The sequence below is a fragment of the Mucilaginibacter sp. 22184 genome (assembly GCF_052045695.1).
Classification (GTDB): domain Bacteria; phylum Bacteroidota; class Bacteroidia; order Sphingobacteriales; family Sphingobacteriaceae; genus Mucilaginibacter.
In genome coordinates this window covers 1,144,763-1,166,173 of the sequence record NZ_JBQEPI010000001.1, presented here as the reverse complement: position 1 = coordinate 1,166,173, position 21,411 = coordinate 1,144,763, and the positions used below count along the sequence as shown (strand labels likewise).

General features: G+C 44.8%; 17 protein-coding genes and 1 tRNA gene. 9 read left to right on the top strand and 9 right to left on the bottom strand.

The features are described 5' to 3' along the window. Positions 1-48: 48 nt before the first annotated feature. Positions 49-690, bottom strand: coding sequence for a pyridoxamine 5'-phosphate oxidase family protein (locus ACTJKG_RS05030; protein WP_440738514.1), 642 nt, complete (start codon positions 688-690; stop codon positions 49-51). 504 nt (positions 691-1,194) lie between these two features. Here ACTJKG_RS05030 and ACTJKG_RS05025 point away from each other — a divergent pair. Both ACTJKG_RS05025 and ACTJKG_RS05020 read left to right on the top strand, forming a co-directional pair. Next, positions 1,195-2,643, top strand: coding sequence for a PLP-dependent aminotransferase family protein (locus ACTJKG_RS05025; protein WP_440738513.1), 1,449 nt, complete (start codon positions 1,195-1,197; stop codon positions 2,641-2,643). 260 nt (positions 2,644-2,903) lie between these two features. Next, the gene (locus ACTJKG_RS05020) at positions 2,904-3,476 is read left to right on the top strand and encodes a porin family protein (protein ID WP_172333943.1); all 573 of its coding nucleotides are present in this window, start codon (positions 2,904-2,906) and stop codon (positions 3,474-3,476) included. A gap of 378 nt (positions 3,477-3,854) precedes the next feature. On the opposite strand, the gene ACTJKG_RS05015 is transcribed toward ACTJKG_RS05020, so the two are convergent. Beyond that, complete coding sequence (locus tag ACTJKG_RS05015; protein ID WP_172333944.1) at positions 3,855-7,286, bottom strand: ThuA domain-containing protein; 3,432 nt, start codon at positions 7,284-7,286, stop codon at positions 3,855-3,857. A 491-nt stretch (positions 7,287-7,777) separates the two neighbouring features. Continuing rightward, positions 7,778-7,889, bottom strand: a tRNA-Asp gene (locus ACTJKG_RS05010). A gap of 152 nt (positions 7,890-8,041) precedes the next feature. On the opposite strand from ACTJKG_RS05010, the gene ACTJKG_RS05005 reads away from it, so the two are divergent. Beyond that, complete coding sequence (locus tag ACTJKG_RS05005) at positions 8,042-8,518, top strand: Lrp/AsnC ligand binding domain-containing protein (protein ID WP_076373882.1); 477 nt, start codon at positions 8,042-8,044, stop codon at positions 8,516-8,518. A gap of 118 nt (positions 8,519-8,636) precedes the next feature. Here ACTJKG_RS05005 and ACTJKG_RS05000 read toward each other — a convergent pair whose 3' ends face one another. From ACTJKG_RS05000 to ACTJKG_RS04985, 4 genes are all read right to left on the bottom strand, one after another. Beyond that, the gene (locus ACTJKG_RS05000) at positions 8,637-10,910 is read right to left on the bottom strand and encodes a Tex family protein (RefSeq protein ID WP_440738512.1); all 2,274 of its coding nucleotides are present in this window, start codon (positions 10,908-10,910) and stop codon (positions 8,637-8,639) included. Positions 10,911-11,210: 300 nt separating this feature from the next. Beyond that, complete coding sequence (locus ACTJKG_RS04995; RefSeq protein ID WP_440738511.1) at positions 11,211-11,660, bottom strand: hypothetical protein; 450 nt, start codon at positions 11,658-11,660, stop codon at positions 11,211-11,213. Between the two features lie 50 nt (positions 11,661-11,710). Beyond that, on the bottom strand, positions 11,711-11,983 hold the full coding sequence (locus tag ACTJKG_RS04990) for a hypothetical protein (protein WP_440738510.1): 273 nt from the start codon (positions 11,981-11,983) through the stop codon (positions 11,711-11,713). A 333-nt stretch (positions 11,984-12,316) separates the two neighbouring features. Further along, positions 12,317-14,440, bottom strand: coding sequence for a prolyl oligopeptidase family serine peptidase (locus tag ACTJKG_RS04985; RefSeq protein ID WP_440738509.1), 2,124 nt, complete (start codon positions 14,438-14,440; stop codon positions 12,317-12,319). Between the two features lie 400 nt (positions 14,441-14,840). On the opposite strand from ACTJKG_RS04985, the gene ACTJKG_RS04980 reads away from it, so the two are divergent. Then, entirely contained in the window at positions 14,841-15,593 is a 753-nt protein-coding gene (locus ACTJKG_RS04980) for a hypothetical protein (protein ID WP_440738508.1), read from the top strand. Between the two features lie 297 nt (positions 15,594-15,890). Here the strand turns inward: ACTJKG_RS04980 and ACTJKG_RS04975 are convergent, their stop codons facing one another. Both ACTJKG_RS04975 and ACTJKG_RS04970 read right to left on the bottom strand, forming a co-directional pair. Next, complete coding sequence (locus tag ACTJKG_RS04975) at positions 15,891-16,232, bottom strand: hypothetical protein (protein ID WP_440738507.1); 342 nt, start codon at positions 16,230-16,232, stop codon at positions 15,891-15,893. A 61-nt stretch (positions 16,233-16,293) separates the two neighbouring features. Then, positions 16,294-16,542, bottom strand: a complete 249-nt coding sequence (locus ACTJKG_RS04970; protein WP_172333951.1) for a hypothetical protein — start codon at positions 16,540-16,542, stop codon at positions 16,294-16,296. 115 nt (positions 16,543-16,657) lie between these two features. Here ACTJKG_RS04970 and ACTJKG_RS04965 point away from each other — a divergent pair, with 115 nt between their 5' ends. From ACTJKG_RS04965 to ACTJKG_RS04945, 5 genes are all read left to right on the top strand, one after another. After that, positions 16,658-17,410, top strand: a complete 753-nt coding sequence (locus ACTJKG_RS04965) for a UDP-2,3-diacylglucosamine diphosphatase (protein WP_172333952.1) — start codon at positions 16,658-16,660, stop codon at positions 17,408-17,410. Between the two features lie 242 nt (positions 17,411-17,652). After that, positions 17,653-18,726, top strand: coding sequence for a peptide chain release factor 1 (prfA, locus tag ACTJKG_RS04960; protein ID WP_172333954.1), 1,074 nt, complete (start codon positions 17,653-17,655; stop codon positions 18,724-18,726). Positions 18,727-19,036: 310 nt separating this feature from the next. Continuing rightward, positions 19,037-19,984 carry an FAD:protein FMN transferase gene (locus ACTJKG_RS04955; protein WP_440738506.1) on the top strand — a complete coding sequence of 316 codons (948 nt, stop codon included), beginning with the start codon at positions 19,037-19,039 and terminating at the stop codon, positions 19,982-19,984. A gap of 193 nt (positions 19,985-20,177) precedes the next feature. Next, on the top strand, positions 20,178-20,507 hold the full coding sequence (locus tag ACTJKG_RS04950) for a hypothetical protein (protein ID WP_172333956.1): 330 nt from the start codon (positions 20,178-20,180) through the stop codon (positions 20,505-20,507). Between the two features lie 21 nt (positions 20,508-20,528). Then, entirely contained in the window at positions 20,529-21,407 is an 879-nt protein-coding gene (locus ACTJKG_RS04945) for a hypothetical protein (protein ID WP_172333957.1), read from the top strand. Positions 21,408-21,411 lie beyond the last annotated feature (4 nt).

Below are 21,411 nucleotides of genomic sequence, written 5' to 3'. Positions count from 1 at the left end.
CTTCTGCTTTTTTCTATAAACTTTGAACTTAAAAATTCAGTCTCCCAACTAAATCCCCACACCAACCAAATGCTCTGGTAACGCTATATCCCGGCTTAACTCATCGGCTATGGGCGCCATACGGCCGTTTTGCAGCGGGATCAAGCCCGACCAGATGGGCAGCGACTGGTCCTCTTCATCATCAACCGGCATACCGGTACGGAGCTTGGCCGATGCTTCATTGATGCTGAAAGCTAAAGCCGTGGTTTTGCGCACTTCATTTTCTTTTATCGGCCGCAGGTAATCCCAGCTGCCGGGTACAATTTTATCGGTGAGCCATTTAAAGGCTTCTATCTTATCCTGCACCCTTTCTACCTTTTCGGCTTGTGCAAATATCACTACCGAGCGGTAATTCACGGAGTGGTGAAAAGCTGATTTGGCCACAACCAGGGCATCCATTAGGGTTACGGTGATACATACCGGGATACCTTTTTCCAGTTCGCGGATAAAGTGGCTGCCTACCGAGCCGTGGATATAAATTTTATCCCCATACCGCACAAAAGCCGTAGGAATCGAAAACGGCTTGTTTTCAAACGAATAGCTGATGGTGCAATAAAGCGCCTCGTCTAATATACTATGGATGGTTTCCGGTTCATAATTGGCCCTTTTGGCCGACCGGCTTGGAATGAGAGGTGATTTTTGGGTTGCCATTGTTTTTATTTATTTATGTTTTTAATGATCAATTGTTTATAAACAGCCGCGCTTACCGGTTACAGAAAGCGAGGATATGATTAATGCTCTTTTGTCCACGAGGAGGCTCTCCCAGTATACGTTTACCCAGGGTTATTGCCGGATTTAAACACCTCCTGATCACTTTCAGGAGCCCCGTAGGGTATAATTGAAGCAGATGTGATTCCTGAGTTACCATACTTTTGTTTGTTTAAATCCCCACTTGAGCGGGCAATAGCCCATCTGTTTAAATTTCCGCCATCTTTTCCCCTCTTGAGAGGGGGCGCGTAGGCCTTAGTTGTGGCAGGGGTGTGTTATTAACCGTTTTTTCGCCTTGATGAACACACCCCTCCGCCCCTCTTCAGAGGGGATTCGCACTAATCCACCGTTCTTTAATCTGTCTTCCATTTTGTTTTTTATAAAATTATACGTTTATTGGATCACCATAATCATCCAATTTTTATAAAACGGATAGTCCAGTTTGTTATGCAGATACTTTCATCGCTTCTAAATATTGATAAAAACGCTGCCCAATCGGTTTATTTACAAATTGGTAACCAGCTAATGGCGCTGATTAAGGCAGGCACTTTGCCAGCCGGGTACAGGTTACCCGGAACCCGGCAGCTGGCGCTTTTGTTAAATGTCCATCGCAAAACAGTAATACGCGCTTACGACGAATTACTGGCGCAGGGCTGGCTCGAAAGCCAAACCGGCAGCGGTACCTTTGTAGCCCGGCACTTGCCCACCTTTAAGCCACAGCCTTTAGTTTCCGTTTCAGCAAACACCAATCAAGTGGCTGGTTTCGCCATTCATGGTGCTCCGCATTTGAATCGCAAAATAGCTAACCTGAATACCCCTCTTCACCTTGACGATGGCTTTCCGGATACTCGCCTGGCGCCGGTACTTGATCTGTCAAGGGCATACCGTACACAACTATTAACCGGCGACCCGTATATCCGCTTGGGTTATGGCGATACCCGGGGTACGGCCTGGCTGCGCGAAGAACTGGCTGTGTACCTTAATCAAACACGGGGTTTGCGTATTACGCCCAACAATATTCTTATTGTACGCGGAACGGTGATGGGTTTGTATTTAACCTGTACCGGCTTGCTGCAGCCTGGCGATACCGTAGTAGCAGGGGACCCGGGCTGGGCCGGCGCGCAAATGAATTTTTTACAGGCAGGAGCCAATCTGGTCAAAATACCGGTTGACGACTATGGTATGGACATAGACGAGCTGGACCGCCTTTGCCGCCAACAACCGGTGCGCATGGTTTATGTAACATCGCATCACCACTACCCTACCACCGTAGCGCTGCGGGCCGATCGCCGGATACAATTGCTGGCCCTAGCTCAAAAACATGGCTTTATTATTTTTGAAGATGATTATGACTACGATTTTCACTATCAAAACAAGCCGCTGATGCCGCTTGCCAGCGCCGATGAAGCAGGTATGGTGTTGTATTGCGGTTCTTTTTCAAAAAGCATATCGCCAGTTATCCGGGTGGGATATCTTGTCGGCCCCGAAAATGTGATCACACACCTGGCCCGCCTGCGCCGTATTATCGACCGTCAGGGTGATGCTTTACTGGAAAGCGCGGTAGCCGAGCTGTTACAAAACGGCATCATTCAGCGCCATTTGCGCAAATCGTTACGAGTGTACCGGCAACGGCACGATGTTTTTTGCGATCTGATGACCAGCCAACTGCACAATTATGTACAATTTAAAGTACCCGACGGTGGATTAGCTGTGTGGACACAATTTGATCCCCGGATTGACCTGGCAGCACTATCCCAAAGGGCCTTAAAAAAGGGTTTATTTATTGAAGGAGAGAGCAACGGCTCCAATGCTATCCGGCTTGGCTTTGCCTCATCTACCGTTGAAGATCTGCAGCTAAGTGTTGACATTCTGGCCAAATTGCTCCGGGATATTTAAACCAATAATCAATTTCATCTGTAGAGACGCATACTTGCGTCTGGTTACCAAATGAGCCTTATTACAAACCGGGAGACACAAATATGCATCTCTACAGAAGGGTGTAAAACCAAATTCCACAAGCAACATTTAACCTTTTAGCACGTCAATTGATAAGTTATGTATACGCTTTTGTTACAAAAGCCGTTTATAGACTAATTTATTTTAAAACAGTCGCGTGTGTAAATCAAAACTCATGCGGCATCACCAACATCAAGATTATGAAAAAATTACTATGGAGTACGGCACTACTGATAGCGGTAAGCATCGGGGCCAAAGCACAGGTTTCATTAGGTATTAAAGGCGGTGTCAATTTTTCGAAGATCAGCACCGATAATGTAAAAGAGTCGACCCTTACCGGTTACCAGGCCGGTTTATTTGCCCGTGTAGGTAATACCTGGTATTTTCAGCCCGAACTTTATTTAAGCGGAACAGGCGGTAAATTTGAATCGAGCGATAACAATACCGCTTTTAATGGTAAAGTACGATTCACTAACCTGAACGTACCCTTGCTGATAGGCAGATCATTTGGTCAGAAAGATCTGAACTTTCGGGTAATGGCGGGTCCTATCTACACCTACCAGTTGGATGACAAGGTGAGTTTAGGCAATAACGTGAGCGGAGCCTTCGATAATTTTAATAAAAGCAATTTCGGCTACCAGGTGGGCGCCGGTGTTGATATCGGCTCCATCACAGCCGATTTGCGCTACGAAGGCGGCCTAACCAAGGTGAGCGACAGCTTTGCCAAACGCCAGAATCTTTGGGCGCTTAGTGTAGGATTTAAGATACTTTAAGGATTAATCCACAATAAATTTGTCATGCTGAACGGAGTGAAGCATCTGTTAGCCGTTATACATAGTCCGTTAATAGATCCTTCGCCCCGCTCAGGATGACAAAGAAAATTTAAACCCGAAGTCATGCCGAACTTGTTTCGGCACCCCATCAGCAGGGTTACATACATGATGTATAACGGCCCTGTGGGATCCTGAAACAAGTTCAGGATGACATTCTTTGTAAAACAAAAGCCCCGGCAGGTAACCTGCCGGGGCTTTTGTTTTTATTTATACTTCACGTCAATTGCGAGCGAAGCGTGGCAACCCCCGATTAGCAGAGCGGCCCTGTACAGTTAGGGATTGCCACGTCATTCCTCCTCGCAATGACGTACGGGGAATTTACTTCGCGTTAAACTGCAAGCCTGTTACGCCAGCTACTAAAGCCACTTGTTTTACTGGTTTGTAAATAAAATACAGCTTGTGCATCTTGCCATCTGTTACCGGGTTGATGGTTACATGGGTAAGCCCGGCTTTCTGATCGGCTGTAGGTACAGGCATGCTCCCTTTACCTACCAGCTCACCATCGGGCGCATCTAAACGGGCCTCAAAATCAAGACTTGTGCTTGGTGGTGCCTGCCAGAAGTTGGTCATGTTTACGGAGCGTACACCGGTTAAATCAATATCATCTACCTCAAACCAGCCACCGTTTTGCGGAATGATCAGCAGGTTAATGCCGTTGTATTTAAACGAGGTAAAGCCGCTTACTTTTTCGTTACCGGCAAACTGATAGTTGCTGCTCTTTAATGTTGCCACACCACGACCAGTTAAAGCTTTGATGTTTTTACCGCCATTATCTGTATAAGCAGCTGATAATACCATGGTCGCGTTTGACTGCTTGCTGCCCGGTTTTGGCAGGATGCTACCCTCGGCTGGTAATGATTTCTTTTTATTGCCTTGGTTATTGATCGATAGTACCCAGGTAATGATCTGCTCCACATCGGCTTTCTTGATGCTTGGATGCGCAGACATCGGCACCTCACCCCAAACACCGGCGCCGCCTTTGATTACCTTTTGGATCAATTTGTTCATCGCCTTCGGGTCTTTTTTATATTTAGCCGATACTTCGGTAAATGATGGACCTATTGATTTACCCACTTCTTTATGGCAGCTTTTGCAATCCATGCTCAGCATAATGGCTTTACCGCTATTTTCCGGCGTGGTTTGTTCTAATTGCGTTGCCGATACGGGCTTTTTATAATCATCAATATAATCAACAGCCACCAAAATGCGACTACGGTCAACACTGGCTGTTTTAGTACCATCGGTTACCTTAACCGCATATTTAACCGGTACGCCTGGAAGGTAAAAAGATTTGTTACCACCGGTAAACTTTACCGTTACCTGTGGTTCTTCGTTACCGGCGTATACATTTATAGGTGTACTTTTGGTCTTGGCTCCGTGTACGTCCTTGGCGGTAACTGTAATGTTATAGCTGCCTGCTTTGGTGTATGTATAGTTTAATTCGGGAGTTGTGGTTTCTTTAGTAACCCCATTACCTAAATTCCATGAATAGGTGATGTTGTCGCCTTCGGGATCAGTTGCTTTGGCGCTTAATTTAACAACAAAGGGTAAATTACCCGACGTTTTATTTGCCTTCACCAAAGCTATTGACGGCGGCCTGTTTCCACTAATATAATCAATGCGGAACAATCCGGCATCAGGGTTCTTACTGAACCAGCCGCTGCCATATTCCAAACCATAAAGCCTACCGTCCGGACCTACTTCCATATCGATCATAGAGTTCGATTTCAGTTTCGGGAAAAATGGTTCCATTTTATCAAAGTCGCCCTCCGGAGTCATGCTAACCGCTTTTATCCAACCGCGCATCCACTCATAAGCCAAAAATTTGCCGTTATAATAATCGGGCAGGCGTGTCGAATCGGGATACATGTCGGTATAATAAACCGGACCGGCCATAGCGTTACGGCCGCCTGTACCTACCTGCGGAAACTCTGCCGATGCTCCATACGGGTACCATATAAAGGCAGGCTGCGCGGGTGGCAAATCGCGTAAACCGGTATTGTTGCGCGACTCATTAACCGGATGCTCCGGGTCAAACGCTGCACCGGAAGTACCAGTGGCGTAATCATAAACATGGTATGGCTTATTATCAGCCACAAAATACGGCCAGCCATAGTTACCGGCTTTACGGGCCTGGTTCACTTCGTCGTAACCCATTGGGCCGCGGGTATCCAAACTATCGTTGTGCGCGTCGGGGCCAACCTCGCCCCAGTACAGGTTACCGTTCTTTTGATCGACCGAGATACGATAAGGGTTCCTATCGCCCATTACATAAATTTCAGGACGGGTTTTTGGCGTTCCTTTCGGGAAAAGATTGCCTTTGGGAATATCATAAGTACCATCGTCATTGATCTTGATACGCATAATTTTACCGCGCAGATCATTGGTATTACCGGCCGAGCGGCGGGCATCAAACTGGTAGTGGCCTGGCCTGTCGTCTAAAGGCGCATAACCACTGGTTACATATTTCTGCTTTTTCTCGTCAAATGGCGTCGAGTTATCACCGGCCGAGAAGAACAATATTTTATCGGGACCCGGACCAAAGGCGATAGAACCGCCGGTATGACAGCAGATCTCGCGCTGAGCTTTTACTTCCAGTATTACTTTCTCGGTTTTTTTGGTGATCGTATCGCCCTCAAAAGTAAATCTCGACAAGCGATTAACCGAGCTATCAGCCGGACTGTAATAGATATAGATCCAGTGATTTTTGGCAAAGTTAGGGTCTTTAGCCAGGCCCAGCATCCCTTCTTCGGCATTTACACCGGGAGTATGCAGGGTTTTGTAATATACATCAAAAGCGCCTACCTGTTTTACCTTTTGAGTACTGTGGTTATACAACATAATTTCGCCACGGCGCTGCAGCACCAGGATATCAAAATTGGGCAGGATAGTCATCTCGGTAGGCTCATAAAACTTACCTGTTGATAACTGCGTTTTTCTAAACCGGTCTTCATCGGGCGGCAATTGTGTTTTAACTTTCGAATAATTGAGGTCTTTGTTGTCGCCGATGGCATATTTTATACCGCCGAGCAGCATTTTAAGATAGTCGGCATCTTTATAAGTTTCCTCGGTATGGCCAAGCTCGGTATAAAAGGCACGCCCGCCATCAAAATCATGGTACCATACCATTGGGTGATAGCCCATTCTTTTGCCTCCGGTATAGCTGCTTTCGTCAATAGTAACCAATACGTGTACATCGGGGGCCAGCGCTTTTTTAAAGCTGTAAAACTCGTCGGTATGTTTCCATACTTTGGGCAGGTGTTTGGTGGCCGCATTATTGTTATCAACTACATTTAAAACACCCGGCTGCACGTTAGGGCTTTTATCATGAATACCCGGGTGGTCATAAAACCAGGCGCCTGCCAAACGGCCATACCAGCCCCAGTCGTACTCGGTATCTGTAGCAGCGTGCACACCTACATAACCACCACCGGCTTGTATGTAGCGTTCAAATGCGGCTTCCTGGCGGTAGTTGAGTACATCGCCGGTGGTGCTTAAAAAAATAACGGTGGCATATTTTTTAAGATTCTCATCGGTAAACATACCGGCATCTTTAGTAGTATCCACGTCAAATCCATTTTCACTTCCCAGTTTCTGAACGGCTGCGATACCCGCATCAATGGAGGCATGGTGGTAGCCCATTGTTTTTGAAAATATGAGCACACGGGGTTTACCGCGCCCGGCTATATTGAATGCAAGATAAGTGATGCAGCAACAAGCCGTAAGAAACAGAAGTAGGATTTTTTTCATGGTGCTATTATAGTTGGTTTTTTTGGGTTTAATTGATCGGGAACAAGGGGCTTCGCAATCGATTACAATAATAAGTATTCGATCAAATTTATCATAAAAATATTAAGATAATAATATCAATGCGTAAAAATGACACATTATAGAAAAGAATCAAGAAATAAGAGTCAGGAATCAAGAGAAAAATGCTCTGAGCTCAATATAAAAATAGGTGAAGTATTATTTTTTTGTCTTAATTCTTGATTCTAATCTCTTGAATCTATTACAAAAAAGTCTTAAAAACAGCAAAGCCCCTGATGGGCAGGGGCCTTTACTAACCAATTATAAACCTAAATTATGAGAAGAGCTGTAGGAGAAGGAGTCGAACCTCCACGGAGTGGTTATTTTCATTGCTGAAAGTTTCCCAATTTCTCCGCCACCGCGACAAGGAGGTGTGTCTGCCAAAATTTCACCATCCTACAGGATATAAGTTCCACGACTTGCTGAGGAACTTGCTGTTGGGGAAGGATTCGAACCTCCACAGAGTAGTTAGCCCGCTTCGGGTTTTCTATGATCTCCGCCACCGGGACAAGGAGGTGTGTCTGCCAAAAATTTCACCACCCAACATTGTTTTTTTGTTTAAAGAACAGAAAGCAATTGTCATTTGCTTGATACAAATTTAATAGACCCATCAATTCCTTGCAAATATTTCAACAAAAATATTTTATTTTTATTCAAATTTTAATTAAACTTGTATTTCAATATAGATATTCAAATTTATGTCCCACAGAAAAGCTCAAAATTTAGAAATTGATAATCTTGATATCCAGATTTTATCAATATTAATGAAGAATGCTACTACTCCGTATACCGAGATAGCTAAAGAGTTAATCGTTTCTGGCGGAACCATACACGTGCGAATGAAAAAGTTGGAAGAGATGGGTGTAATAAAAGGAGCCAGCCTGGAAGTAGATCCTCAGAAATTAGGTTATGATATTACAGCGTTCCTGGGTATCTACCTCGAAAAGGGCTCGCAATACAACGAAGCTGTTAAACAATTGAAAACTATAAAAGAAATTGTTGAGCTGCACTATACCACCGGCGAGTGGAGTATTTTCGCCAAGATCGTATGCCATGATACCACCCACCTGCGCGAGGTTTTGAACGAACAGATCCAGGGTGTTAAAGGTATTCAACGCACCGAAACCTTCATCTCGCTTGAAGAAAGCATCAGGAGGCAGATCACTTTGGAATAAAATTTTACTTGATATAAAAAGCGAAGGCTGTCATCCTGAGCTTGTCGAAGGATAGGGCGCAGAGGCCCTACCCACTATGCTTCGACAAGCTCAGGATGACAGCCGTTGTTTTATTGCTTTATTTAAACTTACTCTTTAAAGCAGCCAGCTTTAAAGCCATATCAGTTTCCGGTTCCTGGGCCGGTTTTTTGTTATAAGCGGGCTTGTTGTTATTGCCGCCGGCAGGCTTTCTGTCGTTATTCCGCCTTTCCTGCGGGGCGCTCTTATCATTTTCTTTCATGGATAGGGCTATGCGCTTGCGGTTCACATCAACCTCGGTCACGGTAACCTCTACTTTCTGGTGTACCTTCAGCACCTCGTTCGGATCTTTGATATACCTATTGGTGATCTGGCTCAGGTGAACCAGGCCATCCTGGTGAACGCCGATATCCACAAAAGCGCCGAAATTGGTGATGTTGGTTACAATACCCGGCAGTTTCATACCCACTTTCAAATCGCCTATGGCATTTACGCCATCGGTAAAGCTAAAGGCCTCAAACTGCTCGCGCGGGTCGCGGCCGGGTTTGGCCAGCTCGGCCATGATATCATTGAGTGTAGGCAAACCCACTGTTTCTGAAGTATATTTTTGCAGCGGGATGCTTTTGCGCAATGGAGCGCTGCCCATCAGGTCTTTCACCGTGCAGTTCATATCTTTGGCTATCTGCTCCAACAAGCTATAACGTTCTGGGTGCACCGCGCTGGAATCCAGTGGGTTTTCGGCATTGTGGATGCGTAAAAACCCGGCCGCCTGCTCAAAAGCTTTATCGCCCAGGCGAGGAACTTTCTTTAGCTGATCACGGCGTTTAAAGGCACCGTTCTGATCGCGGTATTCCACAATGTTTTGCGCCAATTGTGGACCAAGGCCCGATACATATGCCAATATTTGTTTGGATGCCGTGTTCAGCTCCACACCCACGGCATTCACACAGCTCATTACGGTATCGTCAAGCGAAGTTTGCAGTTTATTCTGATCCACATCGTGCTGATATTGCCCAACACCTATTGATTTTGGGTCGATTTTTACCAGTTCGGCCAATGGATCCATTAATCGCCTACCTATAGATACCGCGCCTCTTACGGTGATATCCTTATCCGGGAACTCTTCCCGAGCCACATCAGATGCCGAGTAGATAGATGCCCCGCTTTCGTTCACCATTACAATCACCGCGCCTGGTAAATTCAGGTTGCGCACAAAAACTTCCGTTTCGCGACCAGCGGTACCGTTGCCAATAGCAATAGCTTCGATATTATATTTTTCAAACAAATGTTGAACGGTTTTTTCGGCTTCACGAGCTTGTCCAGCACCGGTATGTGGGTAAATAGCTGTATTTTCCAGCAGCTTGCCCTGCTCATCCAGGCAAACCAGTTTACAGCCCGTGCGGAAACCCGGGTCAATAGCCATAACCCGTTTTTGCCCCAGAGGCGCGCTTAATAACAACTGGCGCGCATTCTCGGCAAAAACACGGATAGCCTCTTCGTCGGCTTTCTTTTTGGTAACCAGGCGCACTTCGGTTTCCATAGATGGTTTCAGCAAGCGTTTGTAACCATCGGCAATGGCCTGTTTAATCTGGTCGGCCGATGGGTTGATGCCTTTTACAAAAGTATCTTCCAGTATGGCAATGGCTTCATCCTCCTCGGGTTTAATATCCAGCCACAGGATCTCCTCTTTTTCGCCCCGGCGCATAGCCAGGATACGGTGTGATGGTGCCGATTTTACAGGCTCTGTCCAGTCGAAATAATCTTTATACTTGATACCTTCTTCTTCCTTACCTTCGGCAACTTTGGATTGAAAGGTTCCCTTTTCAATAAACAACTCGCGGATGCGGGTACGTACCTCGGCATTTTCGCTGATGGTTTCGGCGATGATATCCCTTGCACCGGCCAGGGCTTCTTCTATACTGTTCACCCCTTTTTCGGCATCTATATAAGCCTCTGCAGCGGTTTCCAGGTCGACTTTGTTTTGCTCCAATAACAGATCGGCCAATGGTTGCAAGCCTTTTTCGCGGGCCGCGGTAGCACGGGTTTTGCGTTTAGGGCGATAGGGCAGGTAAATATCCTCCAGCGTCACCATAGTTTCGGCCTCGTTGATCTGCTTTTCCAGTTCGGGTGTTAGTTTACCCATGTCGGTAAGCGATTTCAGGATGGCTTCCCGGCGTTTATCCAGATCGCGCAGTTGCTGTACACGGTCGCGGATCTCGGTCACCTGTACTTCATCGAGCGTACCGGTAACCTCTTTACGGTAGCGGGAAATAAACGGAACGGTAGCGCCCTCATCAAGCAATTCAACAGTGGCACTTACCTGCTTTTCGGCAATGGAAAGCTCCTGGGCTATTTTTTTATAATGCGATATCATAGTAAACTTTGGACTGCGAAGTTGGGTACTCTTTGGTTAAAAAGCAAAAATGGTTTGTAAAAAGAATGGTGAAGGTATCGAAGCCTCACCCAACCCTCTCCAAAGGAGAGGGCTTTAAAATACTTTTTATAAGTTCCTCCGGCCAATGTTGGTGTTGTCACCAACATTATACGTTCTGGTTAATTACTCGTGCAGATTGTTGTTGGTGACAACACCAACAACGGCGGTGCTCCCTGCGGTCGGTTGTCCACGCTGCGCTCGCAATGACATGATATAGTATTTATTACTTAAGATAATCCATTACTTAGCCACCTTCCTCAACACCTTCTCAATCGCCTTACCCCAGAACTCACCCAAAGCCAAGGCGCCTTGTTTATTGGGGTGCAGGTAAAATGTGCCCTGATTGCCCTTTTCAGGTATCAGATCGGTTAGGTGATGTTTCTTGAAATAGTTGAATCCTTTTTTATCCCCCACAAAAACATGGTTTGGGTTGGTGGTGCCGTAAGCAAATACCAGGCTGTCCAGTTTAGGCACATAGCTTTGCAGGCGGGATAAACCTTCTTGTAAATACCTTGCACCATTATAAGTATTGGGGCTATACCAAAGGGGATGCTGATAAATAACGATAGCTTTCGGAAAATCGGTCAGTAGTTTCTCCGTTATCGTTTTTACATTCTGGATATAATCAACCGGAGAAACTGGCGAACCATGAGGACCTTGAATGGCGCTGTCATTAGTACCCAGTTTCATGGAGAATATGAGCAGGGCTTTCTTATCCGTAAAAGCATCCGCGGCCTGCTCTACCTGGGCAAAGGTGTTGGTGCCGGGTAAAAAATCAAGCGTGGTATAACCGCTGTGGCCCTGGTTGCTAAATCAACCGTCCCCAGGTTGGTCTGTTTACGCAGCCAGGCGATCGCGGTAGCTGGCGGCGCTTCGGTAGCAGGATCAGCCAGTTGTACGCCTTGCGTAATGCTATTACCGATAAAAACAACATTGATATTTTGCTTTTTTGATTGGGCAAAGGTTGATGAAATGCTGCAGAATAATAGTGCAGCTATAAAAAAATGCTTCATAAAATTATTTAGTTCCTCAAATATTGTTTTTCAAATTTCCCGCTCATGAAAAACCATGCAACAAGAGTCGAACGCAGTATAGACTCACCCCGACATCGCTGCGCTCGTCACCCCTCTCTCCGCTTCGCGCATAGAGGGGGTTTTAATTTCTTTTTTCTCAACCCTCTTTCCGCCAAAGGCGAAGAGAGGGTGATCCAGCGAAGCGCAGATCGGGTGAGTCGGCTCTGCGTCATTGTTATTCTTTAACAAAGCTTGTTCTGTCTGATCATGTGCTATTATCCTCTCAAGAGGGGATCCGCACATACCCGGCTTTTTCACTCACTACTCACAACCTTACCATTTCACGCCCATATTCCAGAACATGAATGCCCATTTATCCACCTGGCCGCTGATCACCTGGGCTGTTGACTGCCCGGCACCGTGGCCCGCTTTGGTTTCAATACGGATGAGTACCGGGGCGGTGCCTTTTTGATATTCCTGCAGGCGTGCGGCAAACTTAAAGGAGTGCGCTGGTACTACACGGTCGTCATGATCGGCGGTGGTAACCATGGTGGCCGGGTATTCCTGCGGTTTTAAGGCATGATATGGCGAATAGTTGTACAGGTATTGGAACATCTCTTTCGAATCTTCGGCGGTACCATAATCATAGCTCCAGCCCGCGCCCGCTGTAAATTTGTTGTAACGCAGCATATCCAAAACGCCTACGGCAGGGAAAGCTACCTTAAACAGATCAGGCCGCTGGGTGATCATCGCTCCTATGAGCAGGCCACCGTTTGAACCGCCGGATACTGCCAGGTGCTCCTTAGAGGTATATTTATTTTTGATAAGGTATTCGGCAGCAGCAATAAAATCATCAAACACGTTCTGCTTTTTCATTTTGATGCCCTTGCGATGCCAGGTTTCGCCATACTCGCCGCCGCCACGCAGGTTCGGCACGGCGTAAATACCGCCATGCTCCAGCAATATAATGTTTGATGTGCTGAAAGCAGGTGTTAAGCTGATACCAAAACCACCATAGGCATATAATAAGGTAGGGTTTTGACCATTCAGTACCGTACCTTTTTTATAGGTGATGATCATCGGGATTTTGGTTTTATCCTTCGAGGTATAAAACACCTGTTTCGATTCGTATTGCTCGGGATCAAACTTCACTCCCGCTTTTTTATACAGGGTTGATTTGCCCGTAGCAATATCCAGCTTAAAAATGGTGGTGGGATATACATAATTGGTAAACGCGTAATAGGTTTCCTTCTCTCCCTTTTTTGTTCCAAAGCCAGAGGCTGTACCTACCGATGGCAGGGTAATGGTGCGTTCCAGTTTGCCATTCATATCGTACTGCTGCACAAATGAGGTAGCATCCTGCAGGTATTCGGCGAAGATCTTGCCGCCGCCGGTGGTGGCGCTCAATACATTTTTGGTTTCGGGGATGAGGTTTTGCCAGTGGGTTACGCCTGGGTTTGCCGCATCAACAGTAACAATTTTAAAGTTGGGCGAATAAATATTGGTAAGGATATACAGCTTACTGCCCACATTATTTAATATGGAATGCTGGTTATCAAAATTATCAATCACGTTTACAATATCGCTGCCGGGTTTGCTCAAATCCTGGATATACAATTCATTACCGGTGGTTGATGTAGCCGCGGTGATCACCAAAAAACGCTCATCTTCGGTAAGGTACGCACCTATATAGCGGCGCGGGGTTTTATCACCACCAAAAATAAGCTTGTCGGTACTTTGCGGGGTGCCCAGTTTATGGTAATATAATTTGTGATACTGTGTCATACCCGACAGCTGACTACCTTCCTTTGGTTTATCATAACTGCTGTAATAAAAACCATCTGTACCTTTCCAGGCAAGGCCGCTGAATTTGATATCGGTGAGGGTATCGCCTACCACGCTGTTATCGGCGGTTTTGATCACGATCACCTTGCGCCAATCAGATCCGCCTTCGGATATCTGGTAAGCGGCCAGGTCGCCATCTTTGGTAAAATCTATCCCTTGTAGCGAGGTAGTGCCATCGGCCGAAAATTTATTGGGATCTAAAAACACTTCAGGGGTACCATTATCTCCCATCTGCCGGTACAAAACAGACTGGCTTTGCAGCCCGTCGTTCTTATAAAAATAGGTGTATTTGCCTTCTTTAAATGGAGCGCTGTATTTTTCATAGTTCCACAGAGTTTCCAGCTGCTTGCGTATTTCTTCGCGGTATGGGATCTGGCCCAGATAGTTTTGGGTAACCTTGTTTTCAGCTGTCACCCACTCTTTAGTATCAGCCGCCTGGTCATTTTCCAGCCAGCGGTATGGGTCAGGTACTTTGGTGTCAAAATAAGTATCAACGGTATCAACTTTTTGGGTTTGGGGGTAGGGAAGTGTTTTTATAGTCATTTGTTGTTGTGCATGGGTATAGCTGCAAAATAAAACAGCAAACGCGAATAAACAGGTAGTTAGTTTCATATTGACTTTTAAATTACAGGAAAACTAAAGGTAGGAAATTTGTTCATTTGCTCATTGGTTCATTTGTTCATTGGTCTTAGCAAATTGGAGTCGCTGGCTTATCCATCTTGTACCCATGAACAAATGAACCAATGAAAGTTAAAAGTTGTTAATTTTAATTAATCCTGCTATTTAATTGAGTGGGGCGAGCTATATTAGCCCCCGAATAAGGAAACAAGCCCAAACCAGGGTAATTAATCTGGTTTGGATTGATAATGGGCTCCGCGTGTAATTATTTATTTACAATGGATATTTACTATCCGGGCCTTTATTGATAATAATGCTTTTTTTTACACGTTTGCTAAACCGGATAATGCGGTGAACGGCAAACCTATACAAGTTGTTAGTACAAATTTATAACATGAAAAAAATCTTTACATTAATTACGGCAGCCCTAATGATGCTGATAGTGTTGAACGCAAGGGCCCAGGATAGTCAGAATGATGGCGATGCACCGGCCAAGCTTAAAAGCTATATTGGCATATTTGGTGGCCAATCGCGCGCGTTGAGCGATTTTAAAAGCACCGATTACAGTAATCCAAAAGCAGGCTTTGCCAAAAATGGTTTTGTAATGGGTATAGACGGGGCCGTTTATTTTTACAAACATTTTGCCATAGGTTATACCATATCCAAGCAAGACCAGGGTAATTTAACCTTTGATGATGATCAAAAAATTTCACAAGGATATACTGATGCTTTTAAAGCAGACGGTTCAACCGTAACTGCCGACAAGCGTTACCGTAGCTATAATGTTTTGCTCGGCCCGCAATATACATTTGTATACCACAGCTTAAGGTTTGACCTGAGAGCATCAGCAGGTGTTATTAAAAATACCGCCACACCAAGTGTAGAAGTTGCCATTACCGGGGTACCTGCGCAAACTGCAACATTTACCCAACAAAGCTCAAAAGGTACCGCCTTTGCTTACGGAGGTAGCGCAGCCATTCGCTTTGATATGGGCTCTGGCTGGGATCTGTTACTGAAAGGCAATTATGTTAAGTCGGACGGGCCAACTATTTCTACCACCGGCCGCACCAGCAACGTGGGCCGTATAGTTACCAAACAACCTATGACCGAAGGGCAGATAGTTTTTGGCCTGGTAAAAGAGTTTTAATTGAAATAAAACAGACGAAATCTGTTTAGCAAAAAAAGAGGCTGTATCATCAATCATGATCGGCCTCTTTTTTTTGCCCTATTCAGATACCGGTTGGGATTGATTCCATTAACAAAAGTGGGTTTACATGGTTTACACTTTTTAGGGTTAACATCGACTTATTTTATTGAAAATCAATTAGTTAAATATTTTTTAGGACAAAAAGTGTAAACCCACTTTTTTATAAATATAACCGGCTAAACTTCAAATTACAGGTAGCCCGCACCAAGGATAGTTTTTATGACACGCCTTTTATGTTTAATGCACTTCTATCTGTTGAGGCTGGGTGGCCACAACTTCGGGCTGTTCTTTAAACATTTCAAAAGTGCCGGTTACACAAACCTGCTTGCCTTTGATATGCTGCAGATCTAACGTTGTTTTGCCTTTTACCGCGATGGTATATTTTTGATGCGGGTAAGCACCGCCCAGGTTTAGCAGGGTAAGAGTATCGCTTACCATTTTCATAGAGTAAACAGTATCGCAAAGGGTGCCGGTTTTACCCAGGTTGTTTTTAAATTCGGTGGCGTTAAAAGCATGCTGCGCATTTGCCGCTCCGGCAAACATCAACAGCAAAGAAGCCGAGGTTAATATCTTTTTCATTGATGTAAGTATAAATCAAAGCTTTGATATACCGAGCTTGTCATCAAATATTTACAAATGTTTAACCACCCGGTTTGTTATCCTTATTCTTACCTTCCTGCTGATCGGCTTTTGGCGCAATCCCGTCTTCAAAGTTCAACGTAAAGGCTGATTCCGAGGCTCGGCTTGCCCTTTCCAGGCCGCTGATATTGGGCTCGTCGGCATCCAATATTTGGTTGCCGGTATCATGTTCTTCGCCCTGTTCAAATTCATTACCAGGGTCTTTCTCTTCCTGAGCATCGTCGAGGTTGGGGTTTTCTGGGTTTGCCATAATTTTATTGGTTTAGTAGATATATAACCATAAACAGGGCCGGATGTTTGGCTTTATAAATACCGTGCCCAGCTCCGCTTCTTCCTTTCGTGCTTAAACTGTATTTTTGCCGGATATGCCAACCCGTAACAAACTTTACTTTGCTTCTGATTTTCACTTGGGCACCGGCGGCTATGCTGAAAGCCGTAAACGCGAAGACCGGATAGTTCGCTGGCTGGATAGCATTAAAGCCGATGCCGCCGAATTGTTTTTAATGGGCGATGTGTTTGACTTTTGGTTTGAATATAAAACCGTAGTACCCAAAGGGTATACCCGTTTTTTAGGCAAACTGGCAGAGCTTACTGATGCTGGTGTAAAACTTTATCTTTTTAAAGGCAACCACGATATGTGGATGTTTGATTATTTTGAAAAGGAATTTGGGGCGATCATCATTAGCAACGAATTGAAAATAGAACGGAATGGCAAAAAGTTTTTCCTGCATCATGGCGACGGGCTCGGGCCGGGTGACGGATTTTACAAAGTGCTGAAAAACTTTTTCCGCAGTAAATTTTGCCAATGGCTTTTTGCCCGCATACATCCTAACCTTGGGGTGGGCATTGCCAATTACTGGTCAACCAACAGTCGTATCAGCAATCAAAAGAAAGAAAACCCCAAACCCGGAGAGCAGGAATGGCTGGTTACTTTTTGCCGCGAAGAACTGCAAACCAATTTTTACGATTACCTCATCTTCGGTCACCGGCACCTGCCACTGGATATACAGCTAAACCCCAACAGCCGCTACATTAACCTGGGCGAATGGGTAAACTACAATACCTACGCTGAGTTTGACGGAACCGAGCTCAAACTAAAGCAATTTGAAAAGCTGTAAGTAGTAGGTAGTAAAAATACTCATATCCATTTGACATCAAGGTTTTGACTCAAAATTAAAACTCATCACTCACTACTAACCACTCACTATAATACTTACAATACACTGAATTATATATGCCTGAAAATATGTATTTTTGTGCGCTTTTTACAGTAAGTCTGTATCCCGAACGAAAACATAAAGAATTTTCTTAACCCGGACCACCATTAACTGTAATAAGTTATAGATATTGAGGATAATATATGTTAGAGAAATTAGAACTGATATTTCAACGTTGGAAAAGTGTTGAAGGTGAACTGAGTAATCCGGAAGTAATGTCGGATATGAAACGCTTTGCCCAACTGAATAAGGAATATAAGGACCTTGCCAAAATTGTTGATGAGTACCATATCTATCGCAACATCATCAGCAATATTGATACTAATAAAGAGATCCTGGCTACAGAAAAAGACGAAGAGTTTCGTGAAATGGCCAAAACCGAACTGGATGAGCTATTGATCCAGCGCGAAGAAAAAGAAGAAGCGATCCGCCTGATGCTGATCCCCAAAGATCCGGAAGACAGCAAAAATGCCATCGTCGAGATCCGCGGCGGTACCGGTGGTGATGAAGCGGCCCTTTTTGCCGGCGATCTTTACCGCATGTATATGCGCTATTGTGAAAAACGCGGCTGGAGAACCGAACTGGTTGATTACACCGAAGGTACAAGTGGTGGCTATAAAGAGATTGTGTTTAACGTAAATGCCGAAGATGCTTACGGTAACTTAAAATATGAATCGGGCGTTCACCGGGTGCAACGTGTACCCGATACCGAAACCCAGGGCAGGGTACATACTTCGGCCGCTTCGGTGGTGGTATTGCCCGAGGTTGATGAATTTGATATCGATCTGCAGGTAAGTGATATCCGCAAGGATCTTTTCTGCGCTTCGGGACCAGGCGGTCAGTCGGTAAACACCACCTATTCTGCAGTGAGGTTAACCCACATCCCAACCGGCATTGTGGCGCAATGCCAGGATCAAAAATCGCAGTTAAAAAACTACGATAAGGCTTTGCAGGTATTACGTTCACGTGTGTATGAAATGGAGTTGCAAAAACACCTGGAAGAAACCTCTAAAAAACGTAAAACCATGGTATCAACCGGCGATCGTTCTGCTAAGGTCCGTACCTATAATTATCCGCAGGGCCGCTTAACCGAGCACCGCATCGGGCTTACCATATACAACCTCCCCGGCGTAATGAACGGCGACCTGCAGGACATCATGGAAGCCTTGCAATTTGCCGAGAATGCCGAAAAATTAAAAGAAGGAACAGTAGTTTAAAGCTGTTTTCACCTGATTTGTGATCAGGGCAAAAACCCTTTAATGATATAAAAATGCCTTAAGCCCTATGCTTAGGGTATTTTTAATTTACAGGTAACCCCTCACACCTAACCAACTGTAATCCAATTGTTAAAAAATGTGAAAACTATCGCGATGCGATAATTACGCCGGCTTTTTCATCTTATTTTCATATAAGGGGGCTACTTTCGTTTTTGTACAGCGATAATGTAGCGCTTTTAACAACACTTCCGTATTGCTTTTAGCGTTTTACAACACTGTTTATTTTTTTGACAATAATTAAATTTTATTTATGCTGGCAGTAAAAACTTTAACCAATAATTTAACCACTTACAAGCGCAGTGTACGCTTAATGGGTGATAAATTTGAAATTAGTGTAGTTGGGAATGATCCTCTACTGGCCGATGAACAAATTGATATTGCCATCAACGAAATTAACCGCGTTGAAAAACTACTGTCGGCTTTTAGCGAAGACAGTCATATTAACCGGATCAACCGCAACGCGGGTATCGAACCGGTGAAAGCGAATGCCGAAATTTTCAGACTGATTGACAGGGCACTGCAAATATCAGAGCTTACACACGGAGCATTTGATATTACCTATTTTACCGGTACCACTTATACTGGTGATGATACCGCGCTTACCGAAAATGCCGATGTTAAGATAGCACCTTCGCCGGTGATGCTTACCAATTATAAAAATGTAGTGGTTGATGCCACTAAACAAACCGTTTTTTTAAAGGAAAAAGGTATGCGTATTGGCTTTGGCGCTAACAGCAAAGGTTATGCTGCCGACCGGGCCAAATACATTTTGCAAATGAATGGAGTAAGCAGTGGCGTTATCAACGCCGGTGGCGATCTGCTAACCTGGGGTACGCAACCCAACCAAAAACCATGGACAGTTGCCGCTGCCGATCCGGAACAAAGAAAACAACCATTTGCCCACCTGGATATCAGCAACATGGCATTTGCCACATCAATTAATGCCGAAAAATATGCCAGCATCAGCAACAAAAAATTTGTAAGCGTGATGACTGCCAAAAAGGGATTCCCGGTAAGCGAGATCACCAGCGTGAGCATCATCAGCCCAACAGCCGAATTATCAGATGCTATGGCTTCGCCACTTATCAACATTGGTGTTAACGCGGGCCTGTATATGATCAACCAGTTAAATCAAATTGCCTGTATTATTATTGACGACCAAAACCGTATTTATACGTCAAAGGATGTTAGTATCTGATACAAGCATTTATATATAAACATATCATCATTATTCTGGCCAACCTGCAGTTTCTCATTACCCATCTGCTTTGGCGTTTTGTATACAAAGCGCCAAAGCAGATGGTATTTTTATTAACAGCATCCCTCCCCTTGGATTTAACTGTTTAAATTGACCGATATTTGACAACAATTTTAAGTTTTTCTTCCCCTCAATGATAAAGTGGTTTGCGTATATTGTCCTGATATTGATATTTGCACCATGTTTGTTATTTGCCGGCGCTAAAAACAGGCTGTCAGACCCTGTCTATAGTACTATCGCCATCATTCAGCACTATAAAATTCCTGCGGATACGATATTGGCAAAAAACGCGAAGGATGAAAAAAATAAAATTAAAGAGGTAGCAAAACCAAAAAAGCAGGCTAAGCCCACAAAGGTTGATGATTCAGGGGAACCCGTTACCTCTAAACCCAAACCCAAAAGACAACGCCGGCCAGAGGGCATGGAACGCCCGCCGGAGATACCCAGAAGAAATGGCAATTAACAGGTTAATAAAGATTTATTGATGAAGTACCTTTGCTTACTTTTTTTTATTGCCGGCAGCAATGCCCTATACGCTGCAGGTATTGACAGGAGCCTTCTGCCAAAAGGTCGCGACTATAAACTTACTGCCGATACCGACACCATTGTCAGGAAACAATCGGTTTCTGTGGGTGTAAGTTATGGCAGCGACGCCTTATTTTTCGGTCGCACCGGCCCAATCAAGTACCCCTTTATTACCGGCGATGCGATATATAACAGTAAATCGGGCGTGTTTGTATACGGTTCGGTGCTCAAAGTATTGGGTTATGCCCCCGTTGACGAGGTTGATGTAGGTGGCGGCTATTTTTATAAGTTTTCCAAATCATTCTCGGGCGCGGCCAGTTATACCCGGTTCATATTTAACAAATACGCCAATGTTATCAAATCGGCATCATCCAATGATATCAACCTTAAAAATGCTTACGACTGGAAACTCTTTAAAACCACCGTTATCCTGGATTATCTTTTCGGGAAATCGAACGACTTTTTTACTACCGTAAGCACTTCAAAGTATTTCGAAAGCAGCTGGAGCATTTTTGATGATAAAGACTATCTGTCGTTCAATCCTTCATTCAATGTGATTCTGGGAACACAGAATTTTGTGCAGCGTTATGAAGTTGATCATAACTATCAGCATGTTTTACCTCCCGATGTATTGGAACACCTTAATCTTGCGGCCGCGCGCCGAAACAGGGTTTTCAATGTGCTCAATTATAGTTTTAAAGTCCCGGTTGCCTATAACCGGCCGCATTATACCCTGGAAGCCTCCTGGCGCTACTCGATGCCGGTTAACGTGGAAGGCACCCTCGAAAACAGGCGGGAATCGTTTTTTAACTTTACATTTTACTACCTTTTTTATTAACGGC

What these genes read in the sequence shown, in the direction of transcription:
- ACTJKG_RS05025 (WP_440738513.1), top strand. Translation starts at nt 1,195, where the DNA reads ATGCAGATACTTTCATCGCTTCTAAATATTGATAAAAACGCTGCCCAA.
- ACTJKG_RS04985 (WP_440738509.1), bottom strand. Translation starts at nt 14,440, where the DNA reads ATGAAACTAACTACCTGTTTATTCGCGTTTGCTGTTTTATTTTGCAGC.
- ACTJKG_RS04950 (WP_172333956.1), top strand. Translation starts at nt 20,178, where the DNA reads ATGATAAAGTGGTTTGCGTATATTGTCCTGATATTGATATTTGCACCA.
- ACTJKG_RS05020 (WP_172333943.1), top strand. Translation starts at nt 2,904, where the DNA reads ATGAAAAAATTACTATGGAGTACGGCACTACTGATAGCGGTAAGCATC.
- ACTJKG_RS05005 (WP_076373882.1), top strand. Translation starts at nt 8,042, where the DNA reads ATGTCCCACAGAAAAGCTCAAAATTTAGAAATTGATAATCTTGATATC.
- ACTJKG_RS05000 (WP_440738512.1), bottom strand. Translation starts at nt 10,910, where the DNA reads ATGATATCGCATTATAAAAAAATAGCCCAGGAGCTTTCCATTGCCGAA.
- ACTJKG_RS04975 (WP_440738507.1), bottom strand. Translation starts at nt 16,232, where the DNA reads ATGAAAAAGATATTAACCTCGGCTTCTTTGCTGTTGATGTTTGCCGGA.
- ACTJKG_RS05015 (WP_172333944.1), bottom strand. Translation starts at nt 7,286, where the DNA reads ATGAAAAAAATCCTACTTCTGTTTCTTACGGCTTGTTGCTGCATCACT.
- prfA (WP_172333954.1), top strand. Translation starts at nt 17,653, where the DNA reads ATGTTAGAGAAATTAGAACTGATATTTCAACGTTGGAAAAGTGTTGAA.
- ACTJKG_RS04995 (WP_440738511.1), bottom strand. Translation starts at nt 11,660, where the DNA reads ATGAAACTGGGTACTAATGACAGCGCCATTCAAGGTCCTCATGGTTCG.
- ACTJKG_RS04955 (WP_440738506.1), top strand. Translation starts at nt 19,037, where the DNA reads ATGCTGGCAGTAAAAACTTTAACCAATAATTTAACCACTTACAAGCGC.
- ACTJKG_RS04970 (WP_172333951.1), bottom strand. Translation starts at nt 16,542, where the DNA reads ATGGCAAACCCAGAAAACCCCAACCTCGACGATGCTCAGGAAGAGAAA.
- ACTJKG_RS04980 (WP_440738508.1), top strand. Translation starts at nt 14,841, where the DNA reads ATGAAAAAAATCTTTACATTAATTACGGCAGCCCTAATGATGCTGATA.
- ACTJKG_RS04945 (WP_172333957.1), top strand. Translation starts at nt 20,529, where the DNA reads ATGAAGTACCTTTGCTTACTTTTTTTTATTGCCGGCAGCAATGCCCTA.
- ACTJKG_RS05030 (WP_440738514.1), bottom strand. Translation starts at nt 690, where the DNA reads ATGGCAACCCAAAAATCACCTCTCATTCCAAGCCGGTCGGCCAAAAGG.
- ACTJKG_RS04965 (WP_172333952.1), top strand. Translation starts at nt 16,658, where the DNA reads ATGCCAACCCGTAACAAACTTTACTTTGCTTCTGATTTTCACTTGGGC.
- ACTJKG_RS04990 (WP_440738510.1), bottom strand. Translation starts at nt 11,983, where the DNA reads ATGAAGCATTTTTTTATAGCTGCACTATTATTCTGCAGCATTTCATCA.